We start from the raw sequence: 23,383 nt of genomic DNA, 5'->3' as shown, positions 1-23,383 counted from the left end.
TACGACAGCATCGGCATCCCGAGCCAGCTTGCATAAGCGCACCACTGTGCGCATGTACGGGGGGCGCGGTAGCCGTTCGCAGTCCGCCGCGGAAGCGAAATCGTCGTCTGAACGAAACCCGGTGCACGACGGCCGTGTCCTTGCTCACGTTCCGGACGAAGATATCGACAACGGCATCCGAATCTCGTGTCCGTGGCGGTTGCGCTCTCGGCACGCCCGAGGGCCGTCGGGCAGTCAGTCGCTCGAGTCTTCCGCGCAGGATCGACTAGCCCCGGTCGTTGGCTCCGCCTGTGTTCGGCGATTCATTACCTCTCGGCACAGGCGGCTCGCGATTTCCCCTCTCGATCGCGCTTTTTATTCCACGCGGCATCGCGGACATTCAAAGCTAAATATTATGTATTGCGAAACAGATTGGGTCGATGCGTGCGCAATCTTTCCAGATTCACGATTCTCACATTGCCGAGGAAACGACATGCAAACCTACCTGGACCTGAAAGCCAAGATCCAAGCACTGCAAACTCAAGCTGAACTTGCACGCAAGACGGAATTGCAGAGTGCGGTAAAAGAAATTCAGAAATTGATCGCCGACTTCGATTTGAAGCCGGAAGACATTTTCGACGGTATTCGGTACAAGCTACGTCGGCGGCGTGGCCCGGCTGTCGCAAAGTACCGTGATCCCGTCTCCGGCGCCGTCTGGAGCGGGCGCGGGCGGGAACCTCGTTGGATTGCCGGTCGCGATCGAACGACGTTCCTGATCCAGGCCGAGACGTAAATAATCGTGGGTCAAGGTACGTCCAGACAAGAGCATCTTTTCGTCCGCCATGTCCAGAACAGCCCGATCGAATCGAATCAATTGCACTGCAAACTTGATACGAGCAGCCGTCCACGCTTGCATTCCCGCTTGGTACTGGAAGCGTCGATTCGGTCGGCCTTCGGCGTCGAAACTCGCCGATGCTTTCGCCACCGAGTGCGTCCACGTGGCTAACGTTGCCGCCGCGGGCGCGGTAGCATGCGCCGCGGAGCTTGAGAAATTGGCTGTACGGTATTCGACGCTGGCTACCTCTCATTTTCCGAGTACGCGTGCCCAGGTGGAGCTAATCGGTAGTCGCATCCAGAAAGCTCGCATCCATGCCCAGCGGGCACGTGATCATGCCGACACCGTGATGTCGATCCTTCAGGACAAGGCTGATGGCAACATCGGCTCGCGGTCCGAATGGGCCCGGCACCATGCCAATCTCGCGAGACAAGCGCACCTGCATGCATTCGACCTCCTCGAACTATCGCTTGCGCGAGAGCGGCGCGAGCGGATCCGCAATTCGAGGCGCCGTTCGTCGAGATAAGAGGGTAGATCCGGATGCTTGAGGGTATTTGATTGGATAGAGGGCCTGCGCCCGGCATTCATACCCGGCCGCATTGATCCACACTCGGGGCATCGACAAGCGGGTACGGATTCAATCCTGGGGGGCGATCAAGATCCCTCGATTGGCAAAATAACGATCGAAGGTTTCGCGCCGCATCGTCACGTTTTCCTGCGTGTCCCGTTCAAACCCTGACGGATTATGAAAGATCCAGTCACCGGACATTGCGTCTACGCCGAGCACGAGTACCAGATGGCCGCCACGCCCCGGCGGCTCGAAATCCTGATGCCGGATTCCTGGATGGACCGACGCCATGAGCATATGTCCGTCGCGAAGCCGTTCTTCAAGGACCGCCGATCCCGTATGCTCGACGACGCTGCCTCGAATCTGAAAGCGCTCGCCGAGCCATTGCACGAACGGTCGGTATAGCAGGCGTTTGCCGCTATCGCCCAGTTCAGGGCGATACACGCCGAAGGTCACTGCGTCGCGAACCAGTTCGAGCAACGGGAACACGCGCTTCGTCCGATGCGCGAGCATGCATCTTCAGGCATGCGATGCCGCAGATGTGAGGGCTCCATCGAGCGTACTCTTCGGGATTGTGGGCACCCGACTCGCGCCAGAGCGGATCGTCTTCCGAACGGAGTTCACCGGACAGAAACTTGTCGATCAGCATCCTTGATTCCCACTGGGAGAAATACGGTACGTCAGTCATTTTTCATCCGATAAACAGTATTGCTGCGCCGACGGCCGCCACAACGCCAAAGACGCGTTGTTCGCGGAGTTTGCCTTCAGCATGGATCAATGTGTCGCAGGGCGATTGCACGCGACAGCTACACTTCCATCTCCCGCGCAATCTCCGCAATCTGCTGCCGCAGCCATCCATGCGCGGGATCGTCGTGCGTGCGCTCATGCCAGATCATCGACAGCGCGAACGGCGGCACCTCGACCGGCAGCTTCACTAGCGTGACCGGCATCGACAACGCGACATGCCGCGCAAGGCGTTGCGGCAACACCAGCGTCATGTCGCTGTTCGCGACGAGCGTCGGTGCCACCAGAATCTTCGCCGGTCAGCGCACCGGCGCCGCCGTCGCCAGCAGGCTGCGCAGGAACACCATGATCATGTGCCCGATGGGCACGTCGGACAGGATCGACTGCTGCAGCGACAGGCCTTGCGAGAGCCCCATGAACGACACGGCCAGGACGGCCGGCGATTCGGGCGGCACTTTCTTCATCCTCGCGAAAATCTGTTCGATGCAATAGGCGAGGCCATCGCGGTGGCCGTCAAGCAACGCCTGCGACGCCGCTGCGAACGCGGGGTTGCGACGCCCCTGGAGCTTGAACTCGACGCCCAGCACCGACCACTCGGGCTCGGCGTCGACGGTCCGCGACCAGACTTCCAGCGCATTCAATATTTCGTCCCCGGTCGCGGACGGGTCGCTCAACGCCCGGGCGATGTCGGCCACTTGCGTCTTCGATCGCTCCCGCATCAACTCCACGAACAGCTCTTCCTTGCTCGCGAAATTCGAATAGAACGCACCCTGCGTATAGCCGGCCTCGGCCGCGATATCCCTGAGCGACGTAGCGCCGAAGCCGCGGTCGACAAACAGCCGCTTTGCCGCGGCGAGCAAATGTGCGCGGGTCTGCAGTCGACTTTCTTCGCGGCTCAGCCGCGGGGGAAGGGGCGCCGTATTCATGGCGGGAAGGATATCAGTTGATATTTGAGATGGATACCATTACGATTGGGCTTCAAATATCACTTGATATGTGAAATGCGGCGCGCGATGGTGCTTCTGGATGTCTCCAGCGGGGAACTTGTCCCGGGTGGACGATCGTTTCGGCAGGACGCGCCTGTCTGTTTGCGGCATCGGAGTGTATGCCGCGGCGTCGGCGTTCCGCGGATTGTCCGTCTCTTCGCGTCGCGTTGTCCGGCGCGCAGCGATGCGCCGCATGCGATCAAGTTAATGTTGCTGTCACGGGGCGTTGTAAAACAGTCCGTTAGTCATGCGAATCATGTCGATTCGCATGCGGATGCGGGACAGGAAGCAAAAGATGAGCGTGAGCAAGACCTATGCGCAGCTCGTGGTCGAGCTGTCCGAACTGGACGAGGAAATCGAGCGCGCACGCGCACGTGAACGCATCGATGCGATCGCGAAGGTTCACTCGCTGATGGATACCTATGCGATCAAGCATCGCGACCTGGTCGGCCGCAACGGTCGCCGAGGTACGTATATCGTGAAAGTACTGCCGGCACGGTATCGCGACCCGGCGAGCGGGAAGGAATGGAGCGGGCGCGGCAATGCGCCGCTCTGGATCAGGGGCAAGGACCGCCGTCAGTTCGTGGTACGCAAGCCGTCGCCCGCAGCCAAGAAAGCCAAGTCAGGTTGACGAAACATGGCCGGGGCGCTGCCTGCATCGACGGATACGACGGTAGCGTCGTGCCCGTCTGTCGCGCCGCTCGCGTTTATCCGCGCCCCACGAAAGGCATCGCAGTGGCCATGATCGTCATGTTCAGGATGTTCGTGTCCAGCGGCAGATTCGCCATCTGGACGACCGCGTTCGCGACATGCGCGACGTCCATGCGCGCCTCGGGCGCCAGGCTGCCGTCCGCCTGCGGGACCCCTTGCGTCATCCGTTCCGTGAGCGACGTCGCCGCGTTGCCGATGTCGATCTGGCCGCACGCGATGTTGTACGCGCGGCCGTCCAGCGCAAGCGACTTGGTGATGCCCGTCACCGCGTGCTTGGTGGCCGTGTACGCGATCGTGTCGGGGCGCGGCGCGTGCGCCGAGATCGAGCCGTTGTTGATGATCCTGCCACCCTGCGGCGTCTGAGCTTTCATCAGGCGCCACGCGGCCCGCGCGCACAGAAAGACGCCGGTCAGGTTCGTCGCGACGACGCTGTTCCACACGTCGAATTCGTATTCGCCGAGTGAAACGGGCGGGGCGTTGCGTCCGGCATTGTTGAACAGCACGTCCAGCCGGCCGAACTGCTGCGCGATTTGCGAAAACGCGCGGTCGACCGACGCTTCGTCGGTGACGTCGGCGGGAAACACGTGCGCGTCGCCGTCGGCGGCACGGATCGCGTCCTGCGTTTCGCGCAACGATGCTTCGTTGCGCCCGAGCAGCGCGACGGTGAATCCCGCGTGGGCGAGCGCGACGGCCGCCGCACGACCGATGCCGGATCCGGCGCCCGTGACGGCTGCGAATTTCTTCGTGACAGACATGGCTTGATTTCCTGCTGGTTGAATTGGGAAAGAGGGGCGAGCGATCGATGTCTTCGCCACCCGGTCAATGCATTCGAAATGTGCCCGGAGCAAGCTCAAGCGACATCGTACCGCCCGCTCGATTGCGCGATGACCGCGACTATTTCATCCGCCGGGGTGCCGCCTTCCGCGCTCGCGCACTCGTTTCCGCAAATAGATCGACCACCACGCCGCGCAGCCATCGGTTCCCTTCGTCCTGATTGACCCGCGTATGCCAGAGCATATGAATCGGCGCACCGGGCAATGTGACGGGCAGCGCGCGCCAGCCCAGCGAAAACGGCGCGGCGAGTTGCAGCGCGAGATGCTCCGGCACGGTCGCGATCAGGTCGGTGCGCTGCAGGATGTAGCCCACGCTCATGAAATGCGGCACCGTCAGCCGCACCCGGCGCTTCACGCGGCGCCGCTTCAGCCATTCGTCCACCTGCCCGTGGCCGGTGTCGGCCGACACCACGACCAGGTGCTCGGCGTCGCGCCATGCATCGACTGTCAGCGGCGCATCCTCGAGCGGATGCCCATGCCGGAACAGGCACACATAACACTGATCGAACAGCCGGCGCTGATAGAACCCGCCCTTGAGATGCGGCAGCAGGCCGATCGCGAGATCGACGCGGCCGTCGGCCATCTCGTCGCTCAGGTTGACGCTCGTGTTGCGCACGGTATTGAGCGCGATGCCCGGCGCCGCTTGCGACAGGTGTTCGAGCAGCGCGGGCAGGAACACGACTTCGCCGATATCGGTCATGCCGATCGTCAGCGTGCGCGTGGCGCGCAGCGGATCGAAACCGGTCTCGGGATTGAGCGCGGCGTGCAGCGTCGCGAGCGCGTGCGAAACGGGCTCCGCGAGACGCAGCGCGAACGGCGTCGGCACCACGCCGCCCGGCCCGCGCACGAACAGCGGATCGCCGAGCCGGCGGCGCAGCTTCGCGAGCGCGTTGCTGACGCCCGGCTGGCTCATGTTCATCTGCTCGGCGACGCTCGACACGCGCCGCTCCTGCATCAGCCGCTGAAAAAGCAGCAGCAGGTTCAGGTCGATCTCGCTCAGTTCCATGGGTTTCGCATTGCCCGGCTCATTGCATTCGGTGATGAAGCAGATTCATTTCATTTTATTGCGGGATGAATGTCCACTCCTGAAACTACCGATACGGCGCATGCATTCGACATGACCGCTGCGCAGCACGCAGACCCCAAATCTGAATATCGGAGACACCTTCATCATGCAGAAGAACCTGAAAATCGCGATCGTCGGCGCGGGCATCGGCGGCCTGACGCTCGCGCTCGCGCTGCGCGAGCACGGCATCGACGCGCAGCTCTACGAGCAGACCGACGAATTGCGCGAAGTCGGCGCGGCCGTCGCGCTGTCGGCCAATGCGACGCGCTTCTACGAACGCATGGGCTTGCGTGCGGCCTTCGACGCGGTGTGTGCGGACATCCCGGGCCTCGTCTATCGCGACGGGCGCAGCGGCGCGGTGATCGGCCATCATCGCGGCGAACCCGACTATCGCCGGCAATTCGGCGGCGCTTACTGGGGCGTGCATCGCGCGGATCTGCAGGCCGTGCTGTCGAAGGCGGTCGGTCTCGACTGCATCCATCTCGGCCATCGGCTCGTCGATCTCGCGCAGCACGCCGATCGCGTCACGCTCGCGTTCGACAACGGCGAGCGCGTCGAAGCCGATCTCGTGATCGGCGCGGACGGCGCGCGCTCGATCACGCGGCGCTGGATGCTCGGTTATGACGATGCGCTGTATTCGGGCTGCTCGGGCTTTCGCGGCGTGGTACCGGCCGCGAGCATGGACCCGCTGCCCGATCCCGACACGATCCAGTTCTGGGTCGGGCCGCACGGGCATCTGCTGCACTATCCGATCGGCGACAACGGCGACCAGAATTTCCTGCTGGTCGAGCGTCATCCGTCGCCGTGGCCGTCGCGCGACTGGGTCATGCCGGCGGAAGAGGGCGAGCAACTGCGCATGTTCAGGAGCTGGCATCCGGCGGTGGTGCAGATGATTACCGCCGTGCCGATCAGCCAGCGCTGGGGGCTGTTCCATCGGCCGCCGCTCGGCCGCTGGAGCCGCGGGCGCGTGACGCTGATCGGCGACGCCGCGCACGCGCTGGTGCCGCATCACGGGCAGGGCGCGAACCAGTCGATCGAGGATGCGGTGGTATTGGCGGCGCAACTGGCGAAGGCCGGCCCGGGCAACTGGTGCGAAGCGCAGGAAGCGTACGAGCGCCTGCGTCGCGGCCATACGCGCAAGGTGCAGTACGCGTCGATTTCCGCGGCCGACGTGCTGCACCTGCCCGACGGGCCGGCCGCGCAGGCGCGCAACGCGCGTCTGGCCGAACGCGACAGCGTGCTGCACCATCTGGACTGGATCCACGATTTCGACGCGCTCGCCGAGGAGCCGAGCGAGCGGCAGGGCGGCACGTGGCTTTGAGCCCGGCGTGCGCGCCTGGCGCGCGCGCAGTGCATCGCGCCAGTCGACGGACGATGGGCCGGGCATCGGCCGGCTTGACGAAAACGGGCGGGACCACGCCCGCCCGCCGTCACTTCACGCACTCGAGCGCGTACTTCAACCCCTGCCCGAGCAGTCCGCGCCATACGTCCCACGTATGCCCGCCGTCGACGATGCGCAACTCGGCCGGGTTCTGCGCACGGCGCAGCTGCGTGTACAGCACGCTCGATTCCGCCTGGATCGTCAGGTCGTCGTCGCCGGCGGCGATGAACATCGGCACGCGCCAGCTACGCGCGAAATAGCCGCGCATCAGCGCCGGGTAGTTGAGCTCGTGCCACACGCGCGAGTCGAACTGCCGGTCGCCGAACACGCCGACATAGCGCGCGGCGGAATTGAGCGGCGGCTCGTTCGCATAGATCGCGGGGCTCAGCAGCATCGCACCGCAGAACAGGCCGGGTTCGAGCAGCGAGAAGCGCAGCGCACCGAAACCGCCCATCGACACGCCGCCGATCGCGCGGCCCGCGCGCTGGTTCGACACCGCGAAGTGCGCTTCGACTTCGGGCAGCAGGTCGTTGAGGAACGCGCTCTGCATCTTCTCCTTGCGGTCGACGTACCAGTCGGTGCCGCCCTGCGGCATCACGATCACGACGGGCGGAATCTCGCGGCGCTCGATCAGCGTGTCGGCGGTGGCCTGCAGCCGGCCCTGCGTGATCCAGTCGTTCGCGTTGCCGGCATTGCCGTGCAGCAGGTACATCACCGGGTAGCGCGCGCCTTCCGGGTTATAGCCGGGCGGCAGGTAGACCGTGTACGACCAGTCGCGCTTCAGCGATGCCGACCGGAACGTGCGCAGCGCGACGCTGCTGCCTGGGTTGACCGGCGGCTCCTGGGCGGCCGGCGTGACCGGCGCGGCCTGGGTGGCTTGCGCGGCCAGCGGCGGCGCGGACGAACCCGTCGGCGCGGCCGGCGTGGCGCGGGCGGTGGCGATGGAGCCGGCGATCAGGGCGACGGTGAACGGTAGGGCGAGTCGGCGCATGGCGAATCGTTTCAGGAGAGGCGCCGGCTATCGTAGCAGCGGCGCATGACGGCGCGGCGCGTCATTGCCGCGAACGGAACGGCAGCCGCGCGACGAGCGGCCCGTAGAGTTTGGCGACGAGATACAGCAGGCCCATCGCGACGGCATCGGCGGTCAGGCCGAGCGGCACGTCGAGATAGCCTTCGGTCGCCTGGTAAAGCAGCGAATCGACCGCGAGCGAGATGCCGGTGCCCGCTACGAAGCACAGCAGCCCCTGCCGGCCGATCGTGCCGATCCACGGCATCGCGTGCGCGACCTTCTTCATCCAGCCGAGGTGCACGAGCTTGGCCGCGAGCCACGCGATCGCGAGGAAGTTCGCGAGCCGCAGCGCGCCGAGGTTCTGCTTGATCGACGGATCGGTCGGGAACGGCTCGATGCGCAGCCGGTAGTACGCGCCGGCCGCGACGATCGCGAGCGAGGCGGCCGTGAGCAGCCAGCCCTGCGGCTTGGGCGCGAGCGTCTGGTAGACGGGCTGGCAGCGCGCGATCACGCCGAGCACGAACAGGAACTGCCACGCGAACGGATTGAAGTCCCACGGCGCGCCTTCGACGGTCGGCAAAAAGCGCGCGACGTGCGGCGCCGCGTACCACAGCGATCCGCTGAACGCGAGCATCAGCCACGGCTGCGTGCGCGCGAGCGGCAGCGCGAGCGGGACGAGCAGCGCGAAGAACGCGTACATCGGCAGCACCGACGCGAGGTACGGCTGGCGGCGGAACAGCAGGATGTCGCGCAGCGCGGCGAGCGGTTTGTGGAGCAGGCCGTCGAGATCGTTGGTCGGCATGTTCGGGCCGTCGATCGCGAACGCGTTCAGCGCGGCCGTGATCAGCAGCATCAGGCCGGCCGTCACGAGGAACGCGCGGTAGATCTCGAACGCGCGCAGGATGAAGCGCTGGCGCGCGGCGGCCTCGTCGTGCCGCTCGGCGAGCGAGTTGTACGCGATCGCGGTCGCGAAGCCGCCGAGGAACACGAATACCTCGGCCGCGTCGCACAGCGCGTACGCGTGCAGCGTCACGCGCGACAGGATGCTGCCGCCGATATGGTCGACGACGATGACGAGCAGCACGAGGCCGCGGAAGAAATCGAGCTCGGCGTAGCGGCCGGCCCGGGCAGGCGCGGTCATCGGACCGCCGCCCGGCGCGGGCCGCGTGCACGGCCGGCACGCGCCGCGCATGAATCGGGGTGAAGCATGACTTCGTGAAGAAATGGCGAACGGATGCGCATTGTGCCACCGATGCGGCGCCTGTCGGGTTTACGCGGATGGCGGGCCGGGTCGCCGTGCCGACAAGCCCCGTCAGGCTGTCTGCGCAACGGGGCAGTTGGGAGAGCGCAACGCTTTGCGCGCGGTTTCCTTGCCCCGATGGACGGACGGTTTGCGACGTGACACCATTTTGTCCTCACGCGGCCGCACACCGCGTCGTCCGCCCTGCGGGCCACACACAAAACAGACCAAACATTCGCCGGGCGCTCGGCCCGCCCGGCCCTCGGCTCCGGAGATCCGTCATGAAGAAGCACGTCATTTTTGCCGCCGCGCTCGCTGCCTTCGCCGCGCCGGCCTTTGCCCAGAACAGCGTGACGCTGTACGGCCTGATCGACGAAGGCTTCAATTACACGAACAACGTGAACGTCAATGGGGTCGGAAAGACGAATTACCAGCTCGCGAGCGGTTTCGCGCAGGGCAGCCGCTGGGGCCTGAAGGGCAGCGAGGATCTCGGCGGCGGGCTCAAGGCGATCTTCACGCTGGAAAACGGTTTTGACGTGAACAACGGCCGGCTCAACCAGGGCGGCCGCATGTTCGGCCGCCAGGCGTTCGTCGGGCTGAGCGAGTCGCGCTTCGGCACGCTGACCTTCGGCCGCCAGTACGATTCCGTCGTCGACTATCTCGCGCCGCTGACCGCGAACGGCAACTGGGGCGGCACGCTGCTCTCGCACCCGTTCGACAACGACAACACGGACAACTCGTTCCGCGTCAACAACACGGTCAAGTACGCGAGCCCCGACTGGAACGGCCTGACGTTCGGCGGCACGTACAGCTTCAGCAACAGCACCGGTTTCTCGAACAACCGCCAGTACAGCATCGGTGCGCAGTATTCGCTGGCCGGGCTGCAGGTCGCGGCCGCGTACCTGCAGGCGAACAACCCGGGCGTCGGCAGCGCGGGCGCGATCGCGGCCGACGACGCGAACTTCGTCGCCGATCGCCTGCGCATCTTCGGCGGCGGCGTCAACTACACGTTCGGCCCGGCAACGGTCGGCTTCGTTTATACGAAGACGGACGTGAAGAACCCGGTGTCGACCGTCTACCTGCCGGCCTCGACGTTCGCCGGCCTCGGGCTGACCGCGACGAAGTTCCAGAACTTCGAGATCAACGGCAAGTACCAGCTCACGCCCGATTTCTATCTCGGCGCGCAGTACGTATACACGGACGGCAAGTTCGATGCCGCGGCCGGCTCGTTCAAGCCGAAGTACCACACGGTCGGCCTGATGGCCGACTACAGCCTGTCGAAGCGAACCGACGTCTATCTGCAGGGCGCGTGGCAGAAGGTCGGCGGCGACAAGACCGGCACGGCGGCCGACGGCGGCTACGTCGTCGGGACGGACGGGCCGTCGTCGTCGTCGAACCAGTTCGCGGTGCGCGCCGCGATCCGCCACAAGTTCTGAACGGGGGGGCGGCCGGGGCCGAGTGCCCCGATGCAGGCCCTTGTCAGCCCGCCTGGCGCGTGCCGCCGAGCGTTTCCGCGAGCCAGTCGACGAAGATCCGCACGCGCGGCGCGAGATGGCGCCCGTGCGGGAACACCACCGACACGGGCAGCGGCTCGGCATGCCATTCCGGCAGCACCTCGACCAGCGAGCCGTCGGCGAACAGCGGCGCGAGCCCGTCGCGCGGCGCCTGGATCAGCCCGAGGCCGGCGAGACAGCACGCGAGATACGCCTGCGAGCTGTTCACCGACACGATGCTGCGCATCTTCACCGCGTGCAGCTCGCCCGTATCCATGTCTGCATATTCCCAGTCCAGCTCGCGGCCCGTGCGGCTCGAGAAATAGCCGACCGCGACGTGGTCGGGCAGTTCGTCCGGTGATCTCGGCGTGCCGTGGCGCGCGAGATACGCGGGCGACGCGCAGTTGATCTGCGCCATCTCGCCGATCCGCCGCGCGACGAGCGACGTGTCGGACAGCACGCCGACCCGCACCGCGCAGTCGATGCCGTCGGAGACGAGATCGACGAAGCGATCGGTCGTGCTGATCATGACGCGCAGGTCGGGGTAGCGCGCATGAAAATCCGGCAGCGCCGGAATCACCTGGTTCAACGCGAAGCGCTCGGGCAGGTCGACGCGGATCACGCCGCGTGGTGACGCGCGGGCGTCCTCGAACAGCGATTCCGCATCGTCGAGATCGACCAGCAACTGCACGCAGCGCTCGTAATAGGTCGCGCCCTCGGCGGTCAGCGCGACGCGCCGCGTCGTGCGCTGCAGCAGGCGGATATTCAGGTGCTTTTCCAGATACTGGACGGCGTTGCTCACCGTCGGGCGCGGCAGTTGCAACTGCTCGGCCGCTTTCGTAAAGCTGCCGAGATGGGCGACGCGCGCGAAGATGCGCATTGCTTGCAGATGGTCCATACGGGGCGGGAGCGTTGGCGGATTGGAACAGGCTCCATTGTTGATCAGCGTCGAATGGTTTGGTGGAGCGTTTCGCGTTTATCGCGCGCCGCGATGCACCGACAATCCGGTCCGTCCACTCACCACTCGAAGGTCGACGCGCTGCGCGCGATCGCCGACGAGAAGGGCAGCAATCCGGCCCGGGGCGCGATCGCGTGGGTGCTGTCGCGCGGCATCGACATCGTGCCGCTGGTCGGCGCGCGCAAGCGCACGCAATCGACGGACGCATTGCACGCGCCTGAATTGCAACTAACGGTCAATGATTTCTCTCGCATCGAAACGGCGGTTCCCGCCGGGGCGGCTGCCGGCGACCGCTATCCGGCTTCACAGATGGCTCACCTCGACAGCGAGCAGGCGCGAGGGGTGATCCATGGGGCCCGAACGGAGGGCCTGACAGGCCCGCTCGACGGGCCCTAGCCAGCCTCAGGCAAAACCAGATGGCGGGCAGGCTGACGGCGGTTCACCATCGGCGCCGTAATCATCCCAACCGGACGGAACGCCCTCCATGCAAATTCATACGCTGACGATCATCGTGCTGGTTTTCCTGCTGGCCGGCGCGGTGAAGGGAATGATCGGGCTCGGGCTGCCGACGATCGCGATGGGGTTGCTGACGCTCGCGATGCCGCCGTCGGCCGCGGCGAGCCTGCTGCTCGTGCCGTCGTTCATCACCAATGTGTGGCAGTTGTGGCTCGGCCCGTCGTTCGGGCCGTTGCTGCGTCGCCTGTGGCCGCTGCTCGCCGGTCTCGCGATCGGCACGCTGACGGGCGGACTGCCCGCGCTCGCGGCCGGCAGCACGTGGACGCATGCGGCGTTGGGCATGGTGCTGATCGCCTACGGGCTGTGGGGGCTGGCCGCCGCGCGGCTGCCCGCGCCGGGGCGTCACGAAACCTGGCTGTCGGCCGTGGTCGGCTACCTGACGGGCGTCGTGACGGCCGCGACCGGCGTGTTCGTCGTGCCGGCCGTGCCGTACCTGCAGGCGCTGCGACTGTCTAAGGACGACCTGATCCAGGCGCTCGGGCTGTCGTTTACCGCATCGACGATCGCGCTCGGTCTGCAGTTGCGCGTGACGGGCGCGCTGCAGACGGTCGATCTCGGCGTGTCGGCGCTCGCACTCGTGCCGGCGCTGGCCGGAATGGCCGGCGGGCAATACGCGCGGCGCGTGATGAGCGAGAAGGCGTTCAGGCGCTGCTTCTTCGTCGGGCTGATTGCGCTCGGTGCGTACATGGCCGCCTCGGGGTGGCTGTAAGCGGGTATCGCCGCGGAGCGTGATGCCCGCCGTCCCGAAACATCCCGAAGCCGGTTTCTGCTGCCGGCTTCGGGAGCTATAACAGGACGGCGGTCGCACCGCTCAGGCCGGATCGGCGTACTTCAGTGTCCAACCGAGCGTGCGGGTCGCGCCCGCGCCGAGCGCAAACGGCTTCGTCGTGCACGCGAAGTTCGAATGCAACTGGCCGATCGGCGTCGTCGACAGCGGATTCGTCGTGCCGTTTGCCGCGTCGAAGGCGGACAGCACACAGTTGTCGAACCCGGATGCCGCATAGCCGGTCGCAGCGCTGTTCGCGTATGCCACCGATACGCCGTCGCCGTTGGCGTGCGTGGACGCGAAATCCGCGAACGACGTGAAGTCCGTCTCGACCGACAGGTTGCCGGCGAGCGTGCCCGAACTCAGCGTGTCGCTGCGCGCGACCGTGCCGCGCGCGAACGTCAGCACCGTATGCACCTGCAGGTCGAGATCGGTCGTGTACGCCGCGTTCTTCGACGCGAGACGGAATTTCGCGGTATCGAACGACACGATCACCTGGCCGTTGGCCTGCTGCACGCTCAGGTTCCTGTAGTACGTGACGGGAATGTAGGTCTTCCCGTTGTACGACACCTGCGGCACCAGCAGCGCATAGCCTAGATCGGTCGTGCCGTAGATCAGCTTGTCGGAGAACGGCACCGGGTAGTACGGCGTGAACGAGTTGTAGTCGGGCGCCTGGCTGAGGTTCAGGTTGATCACGCGCCGGCCGTCGCGCACGGTGAGCAGCGCCGCGCTGTACGGATGCGCGGTGTCGCCGGGCTGGTTGTACCAGGTGAGCGTATAGCGCGGCAGCGCGTCGAGCCACGCGTTGTAGTCCGCATCCGCCATCGGCGCCTTGCCGCCGAAGCCGAGCTTGTTCCACCACGCGTTCACGTACAGGTACTGGTGCAGCAGGCTGAAGTTCTCGCCCATCACGCGCGGCTTGCCGCGATACGTGTCGGTGCCGCGACCCTTGACCCACATGTTCACCGACGGCGTCGGCAGCGACGGGTCGTACCAGTAGGTGTCGAAGCGATGCGCGGCCCGGTAGATGAATGCATACGCGACCTGCTTCTCCTGGTCGGACAGCACACCGGCGTTGGCCGCGGCCGTCAGCACTTCCATGAACGCGGAATCGCCGTACGGGCCGATCGAGCGGCCATAATTGAAGCCCTGGCCGTCGGTGTTCAGCTGCGGCAGGATCAGGTCGACCGACTTGCGCAGATAACCCTTCAGCTCGGGCGTGAGATTCGCTTCGTTACCCATCTCGAACGTGCGCTCGACCACTTCGCCGATCAGCAGCGTGCTGTAGCGGTCGAAGCGCGCCTGGTCGTAATAGGTGGTGTGCGTGTTCGACGCCTCGTCCGAGAACCCGCCCGACGAATCCTTGCGGATGTGGTTCGCGAGCGTGTACAGCAGCGCGTCGCGCGCGCCCATCGTCGCGACGGACGGATCGGTCGCCGACGCGAATGACGGGCTGCTCCAGCCGAGCTTCTGCCGCAGCCCGGCGATTCCGTAGGACACCGCATAGTAGTTCTGCGCGGTGTTGAGCGACGCGATGTCGATCGGCGTGCCGGCGGCCGGGCACGTACTGGTCTTGCCGCTCGCGTCGGGGCCGAACATGTCGCAGAAGGTGAGCCGCTGCTGCAGCGTCGCGAGCATCGCGTCGCTGAAGACTTCGTTGAGCATCCCGTGCGCCTTCAGGTTGTTCAGCGCGACGAGGTAGTAGTACTCGCCCCACGACGTATTCGCATATGCGTAGTTGCCGCCCGACTGCGCCATCATCGCGGTCGTGATCGACTGGTACGTCGCGAGGTAGCTCGCGTATTGCGGGTCGCCCTTCGACTTCATGTCGATCAGGATGTACGACAGGCCGAGCGCGAGCTTGCCGGGCAGGAATTTGTCGCCGGTGTTCGTATCGAGCACGTGCACCGGCGTGCCGTCGCCGAGATCCATCACGACCTGCGTGAAGTCGGGCGATTTCCGGATCAGGTCGAACAGCGCGCGCATCTGGCCCATCATCGTGACGGGAATGTTCGTGCCGGCCGGCACGCTGGTGTCGGGCGCGCCGTAGACGAGCGCCTGCAGCGAGTTCGCCGCGAGCACGGGTGTCGAAGAGGGGGGCGGCGACGGCGGCGGCGTGTCGGTCACGTCGCTGCCGCCGCACGCGCTGACGAACAGGACGGAAAGGGCGCTGAGCGCGGCGCCGAGCGTGAATCTGCTGCGCGGATGCATTGTGTCTCCAGTTTGAATAGTGATGAAGGACGGGCAGGTATGGCCGTTGCCGCGCTCGACGCCCGTACCTGACCTCCGCCATGCAACCCTGATCCCTGACGACGGATGGCCTGAATCACAACTCGAGCGGGCAAGCGTTCCCCCTGCGCGGGCCGAGGCCGGCGTCGCGCTGATGCATTGGGAAAACGTTTTCCAAATTTAGGCATCGAACGGCGTGATGTCAATGAACTTTGACTCCGGAGGCGCCGGTAGAAACCCGAATGGTGGGAAGAGAGAGGAGGCTGGGGCGAGATCGGGATTACACGTAAATTACGGGGAATTTTTGCCGAAGTCGATTAGACGCAGTGCGGGACGCCGACGCGGAAGCGGCCGGCGGGTGTGCTCTCCAGTGATGCGCGTTTGATCATATTTGAGAGAAAACGTTATCCATGACGATCGAAGCGAATCAAACCGGGCATCGGCGCATCGATCACGACCGGTGCCCGGCCGCGCCGGTGCTGCTAAAGCTGGGCCTCGATCGCCGCCTTGTCGATCACCGACCAGACCTGTCGGATCTTGCCGTCGTGGAACTCGTAGAACACGTTCTCGGCGAACGTGACCTTCCTGCCGTCGACGGCGAGCCCCATGAACGTCCCTTTCGGCGAACACGCGAAGCGAAGCCGGCTCGCGACGCGCGGCGGCTCGCACGCGAGCAGCCGGATGTTGAAACGGAGATCGGGGATGTCGCGAAAGTCCTGTTCCAGCATCGCGCGGTAACCGGCGAGGCCGAGCGGCCGGTCGTTGTGGATCACGTTGTCGTCGACATACCGGCCGAGTGACGGCCAGTCCTGCCGGTTCAGGCAGTCGATATACGCGCGGTAGCGGGTGGCGAGATCGATGTCGGTCATGGCCGTGCCTCCGTATGCCGGTGGGGTGGGTCGAATGCGGCGCGCGTCACCGCGGTGCTGTTTCGCCGGACAAAAACGCCACGAATTCTCGCGTGTACTTCGGCAGTGCATCGAACGACCGCGCGCAGAGCGTCAGCTTCCGGTGGCTCCATGGATCGGCCAGTTCGACGAGCCTCACGTCCATCGTCTGCATCGCGCGCTCGGCCGCGTGCCGCGACACGATGCCGATGCCCACGCCGCTCGCGATCACACGGCAGATCGCATCGAAGCTCTTCAACTGCACGCGATAGCGGATCCGCTTGCCGAGCGCGCGCGCCTGGTCGGCCAGATGCACCTGCAGCGCGCTGCCGTCGGTGAGGCCGATGAAATCGGCATCGGCGATCGCGTCGAACGCGACTTTGTCGTGCGACGCGAGCGGATGCGCGGCCGGCACGACGACGATCAGCCAGTCTTCGCGGAACGGTTTCTGTTCGAGCCCGCCGAGCCCGACCGAATCGGCAACGATGCCGACCTCCGCCGTCTTGTTGCGGATCGCATGTACGATCTCCTGGCTCGAACGCTCCTCGACGCTGATCGACAGCTTCGGATGATGCGGCAGGTAATCGGCCAGCGCGTCGGGCAGGTATTCGCTCAGCGACGCCGTGTTGCACAGCAGCCGGATATGGCCGCGCAGCCCCTGACCGTATTGCTGCAGTTCGCCGCGCATGTGGTCGATCTGTTGCAGCACCGTGCGCGCGTGGTGTTCGAGCGCGCGGCCGGCGTCGGTCGCCTGCGCGCCCGACTTGGTCCGGTGCAGCAGCGGCACGCCGAGCTCGTCCTCCATGCCGCGGATGCGCTCGCTCGCGGCCTGCAGCGTGATGTGCGTGCGTTCGGCGCCGCTCGTGATCGTGCCGGCCTCGCAGATGTTCAGGAAGAGCCGCAGGTCGGTCAGGTCGAAGCGCATGATGGGCGGGGAGCGATAGCGTTGGAATGGCCGATAAGTTAGCAGGAACCGCAGCGCCGGTCTCAGGCGCAGCCTGAGGCCCGATTCGGCGGTTCCGCATTTTCGGGGCACGATCGATGCCCGATCATGGCCGCATCTCGACACCGGGGAGCCAGTCATGCAGATCGATTCGTCGTGGGGCGTGTCGTTCAAGATCGCGTTGCATGTGTTGTTCCTGTGCATCGGCATCGCATGGGCCTGTTCCGAACTCGTCGCATGGTTGCGTTGAGCGCGGCGGCACAATCCTATTGAAATCAATCCGCCATAGTCTCCTGAGACGAAAATTCTTCCGTTTTCGCGCGAAAAGACCATCAAGTTTTTCGGGATCGGACCGTATTACCGGTAGCGAATGTCGGCCGGCGTCCCGTTCGTGATCGTTTGTCATCATTGTTTGCATCCGGTTACACGTCGGCCGTTCCGTTTTTGAGATGCTTGAAAGATTGTCAAACCGGAGTCGGATCGTCCATGAAAACGCGCGAGATTTGCCGCAATGCGGCTTGGCTGTCGGGCCTGGCCGCCGTGCTCGTCATGGCCGGTTGTGCAAACACGCAGTCCGTCCCGCCGAGCGACACGCTGGCGGGGCAGCCGTCGCCGTCGAGCCAGCCCACAGCTGCGCCGTCGGCCGCCACGCCGCCGCCGGCGCCGATTCTCGTCGCGCAAAAGTACGTCGTGAAACGCGGCGACACGCTGACGGGCATCGCGTCCGCGAACGACTGCAGCGTTGCCGACCTGCGCACCTGGAACAAGCTGGGCGCGAACGGCAAGCTGCGCAAGGGGCAGGTGCTGCGCATCGTCAGGCAGCAGCCGCTGCCGCCGTCGGGCGCGGCCGGCACGCAGGCCGCCGCGCCGGCCGCCGCGAGCGATGCGGTGGCCGGCAATCAGGCCACGGCATCGACGGCGAGCAACCGTCAGGTCGTGAAGGAAACGAAGCGGCATGCGGGCGGCGTCGCGCTCAAATGGCCCGCGAACGGCAAGATCGTCGAAGGGTTCCGGCCGGGGCAGAACCGCGGCATCCAGATCGCCGGCCGGCCGGGCGACCCGGTTCGCGCGGCGGCCGACGGCCGCGTGATGTACGCGGGCACCGGCCTGAACGATTACGGCAGCCTGATCATCGTCCAGCACAACGCGGATTTCCTGACCGCCTATGCGCACAATCGCAAGGTGCTCGTGAAGACGGGCGACATCGTGCGCCAGGGCGACGAGATTGCCGAGATGGGCGATCTCGACAACTCGCGCGTCGCGCTGCTGTTCGAAGTGCGGCGCGATGGCAAGCCGGTGAATCCGATGCCGTACCTGCCTTCTTCGCAAGGATGAAGCCGGGCCGTTCTGCTGGAACGCGACGACGGTCGCTGCTAGGCTAGGGGCTGTTTGCGAATCCCGCGCTTCGCGCGGGGCCGACGGCCGTCTTTCGGGGATGCGCGGCGAATGCCGTCGCGGGCCGGCAGTCGGCGTGAACGGGCGTGCATCGCCGATGCGTGCCCGCGTTGCTTCGTGCCATCGTTTCCGACAGAACACTATTCATCCATGGAACACTCTCCGACACGCCGCTCGCTGTTGCTTGCCGCCGTTGCCGCGCCGTTCGTCGCCGCGTGCACGTCAGCGCCGGTCGCCGACCAGGGGCGCGCCCATGCCGCGCAAGCCGAACTCGCCGCACTCGAGAAAGCGTCGAACGGCCGGCTCGGCGTCGCCGCGCTCGATACGTCGAACGGCGTGCGCATCGCCCACCACGCGCGCGAGCGCTTTCCTCTGTGCGGCACGTATGCGGTCGTCGCCGCCGGCGCGATACTCGCGCGCGGCGCGCTCGACGCGTCGCTGCTGCCGCGCCGCATCCTGTATCGCCGCTACGAAGTCGTGTCGGGTTCGCCGATCACGGAAAGCCATGTCGACACGGGCATGACGATCGCGCAGCTTTGCGAAGCGATGCTGCGCTCGGGCGACAAGGGCGCGGGCAACCTGCTGATGGGCGTGCTCGGCGGCCCGCAGGCCGTCACGTCGTTCGCACACGAGAGCGGCGACACGACGTTTCGCCTCGATCACTGGGAACCCGAACTGAACAAGGCCGTGCCGGATGACGAGCGCGACACGTCGACGCCGGTCGCGATGATCGACACGCTGCAGCGGCTGCTGCTCGGCGACACGCTGCGCGAACCGCAGCGCGCGCAACTGACGGAATGGATGGTCGGCGGCGCGCGCGGCGCGACCGGCATCGCGGCGGGCGTGCCGCCCGGCTGGCGCGTCGCGGACAAGGCCGGCACGGGCGGTTACGGCACGACGACCGACGTCGCGGTGCTGTGGCCGCCGTCGCGCGCGCCGCTCGTGATGGCCGTGTCGTTCACGCAGCCGCAGGCCGACGCGGCGGCCCGCGCGGACGTCGTCGCATCGGCGGCGCGCATCGCGGCGGGCGCACTCGCCGCGACGGCCTGAGCGTCGCGCGCCTCGCGCAAAGCCGGCGTTTGGCTTATCGTGTCGGTCAGCGCGCGCCGGCGTCGGCGCGCGGTCCTTCCGTTTCCTGTCTCTTCATGCGCCGACTTCCGCCCCTGCACGCGCTGCAGATCTTCTCGACGGTGGCTCGCCACCGCAGCTTCACGCGCGCGGCCGAGCAGCTATGCATCACGCAGGGCGCGGTGAGCCGGCAGATCCAGACGCTCGAGGCGCATTACGGCTTTCCGCTGTTCAAGCGCCATGCGAAGGGCCTCACGCTGACGGCGGAGGGCGAGCAACTGCTGCCGGTGGTCAACGAAAGCTTCGCGCGGATCGAGGACATCTCGATGAAGCTTACGCGTCAGCGCACCGATCTCGCGCTGAAGGTGCCGACCTGCGTGATCCGCTGGATGCTGCCGCGCATCATGCGCTTCCAGGGCGAGCATCCCGATCTCCATGTGCAGATCACGACCGCGTGGCAGCACGTCGTCGATTTCTCGACCGAGCCGTTCGACGCGGCAATCGTCTACGGCACGTCGCCGGGCGCGGGCGTATTCGCGCTGCCGTTGTTCGACGAACGGCTGACGCCGGTATGCGCACCGGAGTTGCGGCAGGCGTCGCCGCTCGACACGGTGGGCGATCTCGCGCGCCATACGCTGCTGCATCCGACTCGCGACCATCGCGACTGGCGTGCCTGGCTCGATCATGCGGGCGAGCGCGGCGTCGATCCCGCGCGCGGGCCGACGTTCGACACGCTCGATCTCGCGACCAACGCGGCGATGCAGGGCTTCGGCGTCGCGATCGGCGACGTGACGCTCGTCGACGACGACGTCAGCGCGCGCCGGCTCGAACGGCCGTTCGACATCGTGCTCGAGACCGGCGCACGCTACTTCTTCGTCTATCCCGAGAACATCGGCAACCAGCAGAAGATCCGCGCGTTCAGCGACTGGATCGCGCGCCATCGCGACTGACGTGCGGTCGCGTCGGACCCGCCGCGCGCCGCACGCCGCGCGGCCGGCCGGTGTTACTGGTAGGTCACGACGGCGATCATCGGCGCGAGATTGTTGCCCGGACGGTTCGGTAAAACGATTGCGCGCGACGCCTGAGTAAAGGTCGTGGTCTTGACGGCCTGCATGCTCGCCGCGTCGACGAACGCGATCTGGCCGGTCGCCGGGCGCGGGCAGTCGGCGCGCACGCGAGCGGGCGCGGCGTTGGGCGTATCGAGCGCGAACGAGCAGGGCGGCTCGACGATCATGCCGGAGAAGTGGATGATGCCGGACGCGCCGGCGGCAAAGGACGAGGACGTGGCCAGAAGCGAGGCAGCCAGGGCGAACGAGGCGGCGAACGGGCGATGCTTCATGACAGGCTCCAGAGAGGAAGCGCGTCGCAGCGGGGCCGCTCGGGTGGCAGTCCGTCAACGCCGCGATGCTGACTGCGTAAACGGCAAATCCATCGGACCTCTTGAATGAAAAAACGGAAATAGCGGGAATAAGCAAACAGCGGCGTATTCCTTCAATCAATTTATCTCAAAATTGAGCGGCCGCAAGCCCGGGTAATGCCGGTGTAGTAAACCAGAGGGACGGTTGCCGGCGGACGCCGTTTTTTGCGGGTGAATCGTTGCGGAATCAACGAATCGGTAGTAGCGCGAATCGTCGTTGGCCAAAAGAAAACGGCCGCTCGGTGATCCCGAGCGGCCGTTTTGCGTGGGGCGGTGTGGCGACGCGATCAGGCCATGCGCTTGCGCACCGCGCCGACGATCACCAGCAGCACGATCGCGCCGATGATCGATGCGATCCAGCCCGCACCCTGGCCCGGCGCATACCAGCCGGCCGCGCGGCCGACGTAGCCGGCGACCAGCGCGCCGACGACGCCGAGTACGGCCGTCATCAGGATGCCCATCTTGTCGTCGCCGGGCTTGAGTGCGCGGGCGAGGAGGCCGACGATGAGCCCGACGACCAGGGTTTCGATGAATTGCAGCATGAACGCCTCCCTATTGCTGTTGAGCTGTTGACGAAAGGAAATTGACCCGTGCGACGCACAAGGGTTCCATGCGGCGGCAAGCCGGCGCGTGGTGTGCGGAGTATCGCATGCCGGCGCGTCGCGCAGATGTCAGGCGGCCGGCGCGTCCGTGACCGGGTCGAGACGGCGGTAGCCTTCGGTCGCTTGCAGCAGCGTGCGCGTGTAGTCGCGTGCGACCTGCCCGGTGCGCACGTCCTCGACTCGAAGCTGCTCGACGATCTCGCCATGCTGCATCACGGCGACGCGCTGGCACAGGAAGCCGATCACCGCGAGGTTGTGGCTGACGAGGATCATCGTCAGATTGCGTTCGCGATGCAGGCGGCGCAGCAGGTTCAGGATCTCGGCCTGCACCGACACGTCGAGCGCGGACGTCGGTTCGTCGAGCAGCAGCACGCGCGGCTCGACGATCAGCGCGCGTGCGATCGCGACGCGCTGCCGCTGGCCGCCCGACAACTGGTGCGGATAGCGGAAGCGGAACGCGGGACCGAGGCCGACCTCGGACAGCGCGCGGGCGATGCGCGCATCGGCGTCGCCGATCGCATGGATCGACAGCGGCTCGCGCAGCGTCTGGTCGACGGTGAAGCGTGGATGCAGCGACGCATACGGATCCTGGAACACCATCTGCACGTGGCGGCGGAACGCACGGTCGGGGGTGCCGCCGACCGGCCGTCCGTCGATCGACAGGCTGCCGGCCGCGAGCGGCACGAGGCCCGTCAGCGCGCGCAGCAGCGTCGACTTGCCGGAGCCCGATTCGCCGACGAGCCCGAACACCTCGCCGTCGCGCACCGCGAAGCTTGCGTCGCGCACGGCGTCGACGTGACCCGTGCGGGTCGGGAAACGGATCGATGCGTGATCGACGTCGATCATCGTGCAGCCTCCTGGCGATCGGCGGGTGTGGGCGCATGCGGTGCGGGATCGAGCCAGGCCGGATCGCGCCGCAGCACGGGCAGTTCGTCCGGCGGGTTCGCGAGCGGCGGGTTCGCCGCGAGCAGCCCGCGCGTATAGGGATGAGATGCGTCGCGCAGGTCGCGCGCGGCGCAGGTTTCGACCACGCGGCCCGCGTACATCACCGCGACGCGATCGCAGAACGACATCACGAGCGGCAGGTCGTGGCTGATGAACATCAGGCCCGTACCATGCCGCGCGATCATCGCGTCGAGCACCGCGAGCACCTGCATCGAGACCGCGACGTCGAGCGCGGACGTCGGTTCGTCGGCGATCAGCAGGCGCGGGCCGGTCGACACCATCATCGCGATCATCACGCGCTGGCCCATGCCACCCGACAACTCGTGCGGATACGCATCGGCGACGCGCGCCGGATCGCGGATCTGCACGGCCGCGAGCGCGTCGACGATCCGTTCGCGCAGCGCGCGGCCGCGCAGCCCGGGCTCGTGCAGGCGGAACGCTTCGCCCATCTGCTTCGCGACCGTCATCACCGGGTTCAGCGAATACTTCGGGTCCTGCAGGATCATGCCCATCTGGCTGCCGCACAGCCGCCGGCGTTCGCGCGGCGACATCGCGAGCAGGTCGTGGCCCGCGAAGCGCATCGTGCGCGCCGACCAGCGCGCGGCGTCGGGCAGCAGGCCGAGCAGCGCGCGGCCCGTCAGCGACTTGCCGGAACCCGATTCGCCGACGATGCCGAGCCGTTCGCCGGGGGCGAGCGTCAGCGACAGGTCGCGCACCGCGTCGGTGACGACGCCGTCGTGCCCGCGAAAGCCGATCTTCAGCCCGTCGATCTCGCAGAGCGGCGCGGGCGCGGTGGTGGAATTCATCGGCAT

23 protein-coding genes and 1 pseudogene are annotated in these 23,383 nt (G+C 66.3%); 9 read left to right on the top strand and 15 right to left on the bottom strand.

Going from position 1 to position 23,383, the window contains the following annotated elements; translation table 11 throughout:
• Positions 1 to 472 precede the first annotated feature (472 nt).
• On the top strand, positions 473 to 772 hold the full coding sequence (locus tag BT264_RS17000) for an H-NS histone family protein (RefSeq protein ID WP_072439020.1): 300 nt from the start codon (positions 473 to 475) through the stop codon (positions 770 to 772).
• Between the two features lie 679 nt (positions 773 to 1,451).
• Here BT264_RS17000 and BT264_RS16995 read toward each other — a convergent pair.
• The 3 genes from BT264_RS16995 to BT264_RS16985 form a co-directional block, all read right to left on the bottom strand.
• Complete coding sequence (locus tag BT264_RS16995) at positions 1,452 to 1,871, bottom strand: hypothetical protein (RefSeq protein WP_218173347.1); 420 nt, start codon at positions 1,869 to 1,871, stop codon at positions 1,452 to 1,454.
• A gap of 317 nt (positions 1,872 to 2,188) precedes the next feature.
• A complete protein-coding gene (locus tag BT264_RS16990; protein ID WP_072439018.1) occupies positions 2,189 to 2,410 on the bottom strand; it encodes a type 2 periplasmic-binding domain-containing protein in 222 nt (73 codons plus the stop codon).
• Positions 2,411 to 2,425: 15 nt separating this feature from the next.
• The gene (locus BT264_RS16985; protein ID WP_072439016.1) at positions 2,426 to 3,052 is read right to left on the bottom strand and encodes a TetR/AcrR family transcriptional regulator; all 627 of its coding nucleotides are present in this window, start codon (positions 3,050 to 3,052) and stop codon (positions 2,426 to 2,428) included.
• A gap of 355 nt (positions 3,053 to 3,407) precedes the next feature.
• Here BT264_RS16985 and BT264_RS16980 point away from each other — a divergent pair, with 355 nt between their 5' ends.
• A complete protein-coding gene (locus BT264_RS16980) occupies positions 3,408 to 3,743 on the top strand; it encodes an H-NS histone family protein (protein ID WP_072439014.1) in 336 nt (111 codons plus the stop codon).
• A 76-nt stretch (positions 3,744 to 3,819) separates the two neighbouring features.
• Here BT264_RS16980 and BT264_RS16975 read toward each other — a convergent pair whose 3' ends face one another.
• Together BT264_RS16975 and BT264_RS16970 are read right to left on the bottom strand one after the other, a co-directional pair.
• Positions 3,820 to 4,578, bottom strand: coding sequence for an SDR family oxidoreductase (locus BT264_RS16975; RefSeq protein WP_072439012.1), 759 nt, complete (start codon positions 4,576 to 4,578; stop codon positions 3,820 to 3,822).
• A 139-nt stretch (positions 4,579 to 4,717) separates the two neighbouring features.
• Positions 4,718 to 5,662, bottom strand: coding sequence for a LysR family transcriptional regulator (locus BT264_RS16970; RefSeq protein ID WP_072439010.1), 945 nt, complete (start codon positions 5,660 to 5,662; stop codon positions 4,718 to 4,720).
• 166 nt (positions 5,663 to 5,828) lie between these two features.
• Between BT264_RS16970 and BT264_RS16965 the strand changes: the two genes are divergently transcribed.
• Positions 5,829 to 7,043, top strand: coding sequence for an FAD-dependent monooxygenase (locus BT264_RS16965; protein ID WP_072439007.1), 1,215 nt, complete (start codon positions 5,829 to 5,831; stop codon positions 7,041 to 7,043).
• 109 nt (positions 7,044 to 7,152) lie between these two features.
• Here BT264_RS16965 and BT264_RS16960 read toward each other — a convergent pair whose 3' ends face one another.
• A complete protein-coding gene (locus BT264_RS16960; RefSeq protein ID WP_072439005.1) occupies positions 7,153 to 8,094 on the bottom strand; it encodes an alpha/beta hydrolase in 942 nt (313 codons plus the stop codon).
• A 61-nt stretch (positions 8,095 to 8,155) separates the two neighbouring features.
• Positions 8,156 to 9,253, bottom strand: coding sequence for an OpgC domain-containing protein (locus BT264_RS16955; protein ID WP_072439101.1), 1,098 nt, complete (start codon positions 9,251 to 9,253; stop codon positions 8,156 to 8,158).
• 380 nt (positions 9,254 to 9,633) lie between these two features.
• On the opposite strand from BT264_RS16955, the gene BT264_RS16950 reads away from it, so the two are divergent.
• Positions 9,634 to 10,788, top strand: coding sequence for a porin (locus BT264_RS16950; RefSeq protein WP_072439003.1), 1,155 nt, complete (start codon positions 9,634 to 9,636; stop codon positions 10,786 to 10,788).
• Positions 10,789 to 10,831: 43 nt separating this feature from the next.
• Here the strand turns inward: BT264_RS16950 and BT264_RS16945 are convergent, their stop codons facing one another.
• A complete protein-coding gene (locus tag BT264_RS16945) occupies positions 10,832 to 11,743 on the bottom strand; it encodes a LysR family transcriptional regulator (RefSeq protein ID WP_072439000.1) in 912 nt (303 codons plus the stop codon).
• 69 nt (positions 11,744 to 11,812) lie between these two features.
• Between BT264_RS16945 and BT264_RS16940 the strand changes: the two are divergent.
• Both BT264_RS16940 and BT264_RS16935 read left to right on the top strand, forming a co-directional pair.
• Positions 11,813 to 12,199, top strand: a pseudogene (locus tag BT264_RS16940) (aldo/keto reductase); the annotation flags it as partial.
• Positions 12,200 to 12,287: 88 nt separating this feature from the next.
• Entirely contained in the window at positions 12,288 to 13,028 is a 741-nt protein-coding gene (locus BT264_RS16935; protein WP_072438998.1) for a sulfite exporter TauE/SafE family protein, read from the top strand.
• A 102-nt stretch (positions 13,029 to 13,130) separates the two neighbouring features.
• On the opposite strand, the gene BT264_RS16930 is transcribed toward BT264_RS16935, so the two are convergent.
• The 3 genes from BT264_RS16930 to BT264_RS16920 form a co-directional block, all read right to left on the bottom strand.
• Positions 13,131 to 15,296 (bottom strand): hypothetical protein, encoded by a 2,166-nt coding sequence (locus BT264_RS16930; protein ID WP_072438996.1) that lies wholly within the window; start codon positions 15,294 to 15,296, stop codon positions 13,131 to 13,133.
• Positions 15,297 to 15,796: 500 nt separating this feature from the next.
• Positions 15,797 to 16,183: an ester cyclase gene (locus BT264_RS16925; RefSeq protein ID WP_072438994.1), complete on the bottom strand. Its 387-nt coding sequence runs from the start codon at positions 16,181 to 16,183 to the stop codon at positions 15,797 to 15,799.
• Positions 16,184 to 16,229: 46 nt separating this feature from the next.
• Positions 16,230 to 17,126 (bottom strand): LysR substrate-binding domain-containing protein, encoded by an 897-nt coding sequence (locus BT264_RS16920; protein WP_072438992.1) that lies wholly within the window; start codon positions 17,124 to 17,126, stop codon positions 16,230 to 16,232.
• A gap of 504 nt (positions 17,127 to 17,630) precedes the next feature.
• On the opposite strand from BT264_RS16920, the gene BT264_RS16915 reads away from it, so the two are divergent.
• The 3 genes from BT264_RS16915 to BT264_RS16905 all read left to right on the top strand — a co-directional run bounded on the left by BT264_RS16915 (position 17,631) and on the right by BT264_RS16905 (position 20,557).
• On the top strand, positions 17,631 to 18,479 hold the full coding sequence (locus BT264_RS16915; RefSeq protein ID WP_072438990.1) for a peptidoglycan DD-metalloendopeptidase family protein: 849 nt from the start codon (positions 17,631 to 17,633) through the stop codon (positions 18,477 to 18,479).
• A 210-nt stretch (positions 18,480 to 18,689) separates the two neighbouring features.
• Positions 18,690 to 19,589, top strand: a complete 900-nt coding sequence (gene bla / locus BT264_RS16910) for a class A beta-lactamase (protein WP_072438988.1) — start codon at positions 18,690 to 18,692, stop codon at positions 19,587 to 19,589.
• A gap of 95 nt (positions 19,590 to 19,684) precedes the next feature.
• The gene (locus tag BT264_RS16905; protein WP_072438986.1) at positions 19,685 to 20,557 is read left to right on the top strand and encodes a LysR substrate-binding domain-containing protein; all 873 of its coding nucleotides are present in this window, start codon (positions 19,685 to 19,687) and stop codon (positions 20,555 to 20,557) included.
• A gap of 53 nt (positions 20,558 to 20,610) precedes the next feature.
• Here BT264_RS16905 and BT264_RS16900 read toward each other — a convergent pair whose 3' ends face one another.
• The 4 genes from BT264_RS16900 to BT264_RS16885 all read right to left on the bottom strand — a co-directional run bounded on the left by BT264_RS16900 (position 20,611) and on the right by BT264_RS16885 (position 23,383).
• Positions 20,611 to 20,946 (bottom strand): hypothetical protein, encoded by a 336-nt coding sequence (locus tag BT264_RS16900; RefSeq protein WP_072438984.1) that lies wholly within the window; start codon positions 20,944 to 20,946, stop codon positions 20,611 to 20,613.
• Between the two features lie 365 nt (positions 20,947 to 21,311).
• Complete coding sequence (locus tag BT264_RS16895) at positions 21,312 to 21,566, bottom strand: GlsB/YeaQ/YmgE family stress response membrane protein (RefSeq protein WP_034180284.1); 255 nt, start codon at positions 21,564 to 21,566, stop codon at positions 21,312 to 21,314.
• Between the two features lie 129 nt (positions 21,567 to 21,695).
• On the bottom strand, positions 21,696 to 22,472 hold the full coding sequence (locus BT264_RS16890) for an ABC transporter ATP-binding protein (protein WP_072438982.1): 777 nt from the start codon (positions 22,470 to 22,472) through the stop codon (positions 21,696 to 21,698).
• Complete coding sequence (locus BT264_RS16885; protein WP_072438979.1) at positions 22,469 to 23,383, bottom strand: ABC transporter ATP-binding protein; 915 nt, start codon at positions 23,381 to 23,383, stop codon at positions 22,469 to 22,471. The genes BT264_RS16890 and BT264_RS16885 overlap by 4 nt, the downstream gene beginning before the upstream one ends.

Source organism: Burkholderia sp. NFPP32, from assembly GCF_900119325.1.
Taxonomy (GTDB): Bacteria; Pseudomonadota; Gammaproteobacteria; order Burkholderiales; family Burkholderiaceae; genus Burkholderia; species Burkholderia pyrrocinia_C.
Note: the sequence above shows the minus strand (reverse complement) of the source record. Positions and strands in the feature narration are given on the sequence as shown.

Bases quoted from the DNA above. Each gene is read 5' to 3' on its own strand.
- BT264_RS17000 (WP_072439020.1), top strand. From the start codon at position 473: ATGCAAACCTACCTGGACCTGAAAGCCAAGATCCAAGCACTGCAAACT.
- BT264_RS16985 (WP_072439016.1), bottom strand. From the start codon at position 3,052: ATGAATACGGCGCCCCTTCCCCCGCGGCTGAGCCGCGAAGAAAGTCGA.
- BT264_RS16980 (WP_072439014.1), top strand. From the start codon at position 3,408: ATGAGCGTGAGCAAGACCTATGCGCAGCTCGTGGTCGAGCTGTCCGAA.
- BT264_RS16975 (WP_072439012.1), bottom strand. From the start codon at position 4,578: ATGTCTGTCACGAAGAAATTCGCAGCCGTCACGGGCGCCGGATCCGGC.
- BT264_RS16970 (WP_072439010.1), bottom strand. From the start codon at position 5,662: ATGGAACTGAGCGAGATCGACCTGAACCTGCTGCTGCTTTTTCAGCGG.
- BT264_RS16965 (WP_072439007.1), top strand. From the start codon at position 5,829: ATGCAGAAGAACCTGAAAATCGCGATCGTCGGCGCGGGCATCGGCGGC.
- BT264_RS16960 (WP_072439005.1), bottom strand. From the start codon at position 8,094: ATGCGCCGACTCGCCCTACCGTTCACCGTCGCCCTGATCGCCGGCTCC.
- BT264_RS16955 (WP_072439101.1), bottom strand. From the start codon at position 9,253: ATGACCGCGCCTGCCCGGGCCGGCCGCTACGCCGAGCTCGATTTCTTC.
- BT264_RS16950 (WP_072439003.1), top strand. From the start codon at position 9,634: ATGAAGAAGCACGTCATTTTTGCCGCCGCGCTCGCTGCCTTCGCCGCG.
- BT264_RS16945 (WP_072439000.1), bottom strand. From the start codon at position 11,743: ATGGACCATCTGCAAGCAATGCGCATCTTCGCGCGCGTCGCCCATCTC.
- BT264_RS16935 (WP_072438998.1), top strand. From the start codon at position 12,288: ATGCAAATTCATACGCTGACGATCATCGTGCTGGTTTTCCTGCTGGCC.
- BT264_RS16930 (WP_072438996.1), bottom strand. From the start codon at position 15,296: ATGCATCCGCGCAGCAGATTCACGCTCGGCGCCGCGCTCAGCGCCCTT.
- BT264_RS16925 (WP_072438994.1), bottom strand. From the start codon at position 16,183: ATGACCGACATCGATCTCGCCACCCGCTACCGCGCGTATATCGACTGC.
- BT264_RS16920 (WP_072438992.1), bottom strand. From the start codon at position 17,126: ATGCGCTTCGACCTGACCGACCTGCGGCTCTTCCTGAACATCTGCGAG.
- BT264_RS16915 (WP_072438990.1), top strand. From the start codon at position 17,631: ATGAAAACGCGCGAGATTTGCCGCAATGCGGCTTGGCTGTCGGGCCTG.
- bla (WP_072438988.1), top strand. From the start codon at position 18,690: ATGGAACACTCTCCGACACGCCGCTCGCTGTTGCTTGCCGCCGTTGCC.
- BT264_RS16905 (WP_072438986.1), top strand. From the start codon at position 19,685: ATGCGCCGACTTCCGCCCCTGCACGCGCTGCAGATCTTCTCGACGGTG.
- BT264_RS16900 (WP_072438984.1), bottom strand. From the start codon at position 20,946: ATGAAGCATCGCCCGTTCGCCGCCTCGTTCGCCCTGGCTGCCTCGCTT.
- BT264_RS16895 (WP_034180284.1), bottom strand. From the start codon at position 21,566: ATGCTGCAATTCATCGAAACCCTGGTCGTCGGGCTCATCGTCGGCCTC.
- BT264_RS16890 (WP_072438982.1), bottom strand. From the start codon at position 22,472: ATGATCGACGTCGATCACGCATCGATCCGTTTCCCGACCCGCACGGGT.
- BT264_RS16885 (WP_072438979.1), bottom strand. From the start codon at position 23,383: ATGCCGATGAATTCCACCACCGCGCCCGCGCCGCTCTGCGAGATCGAC.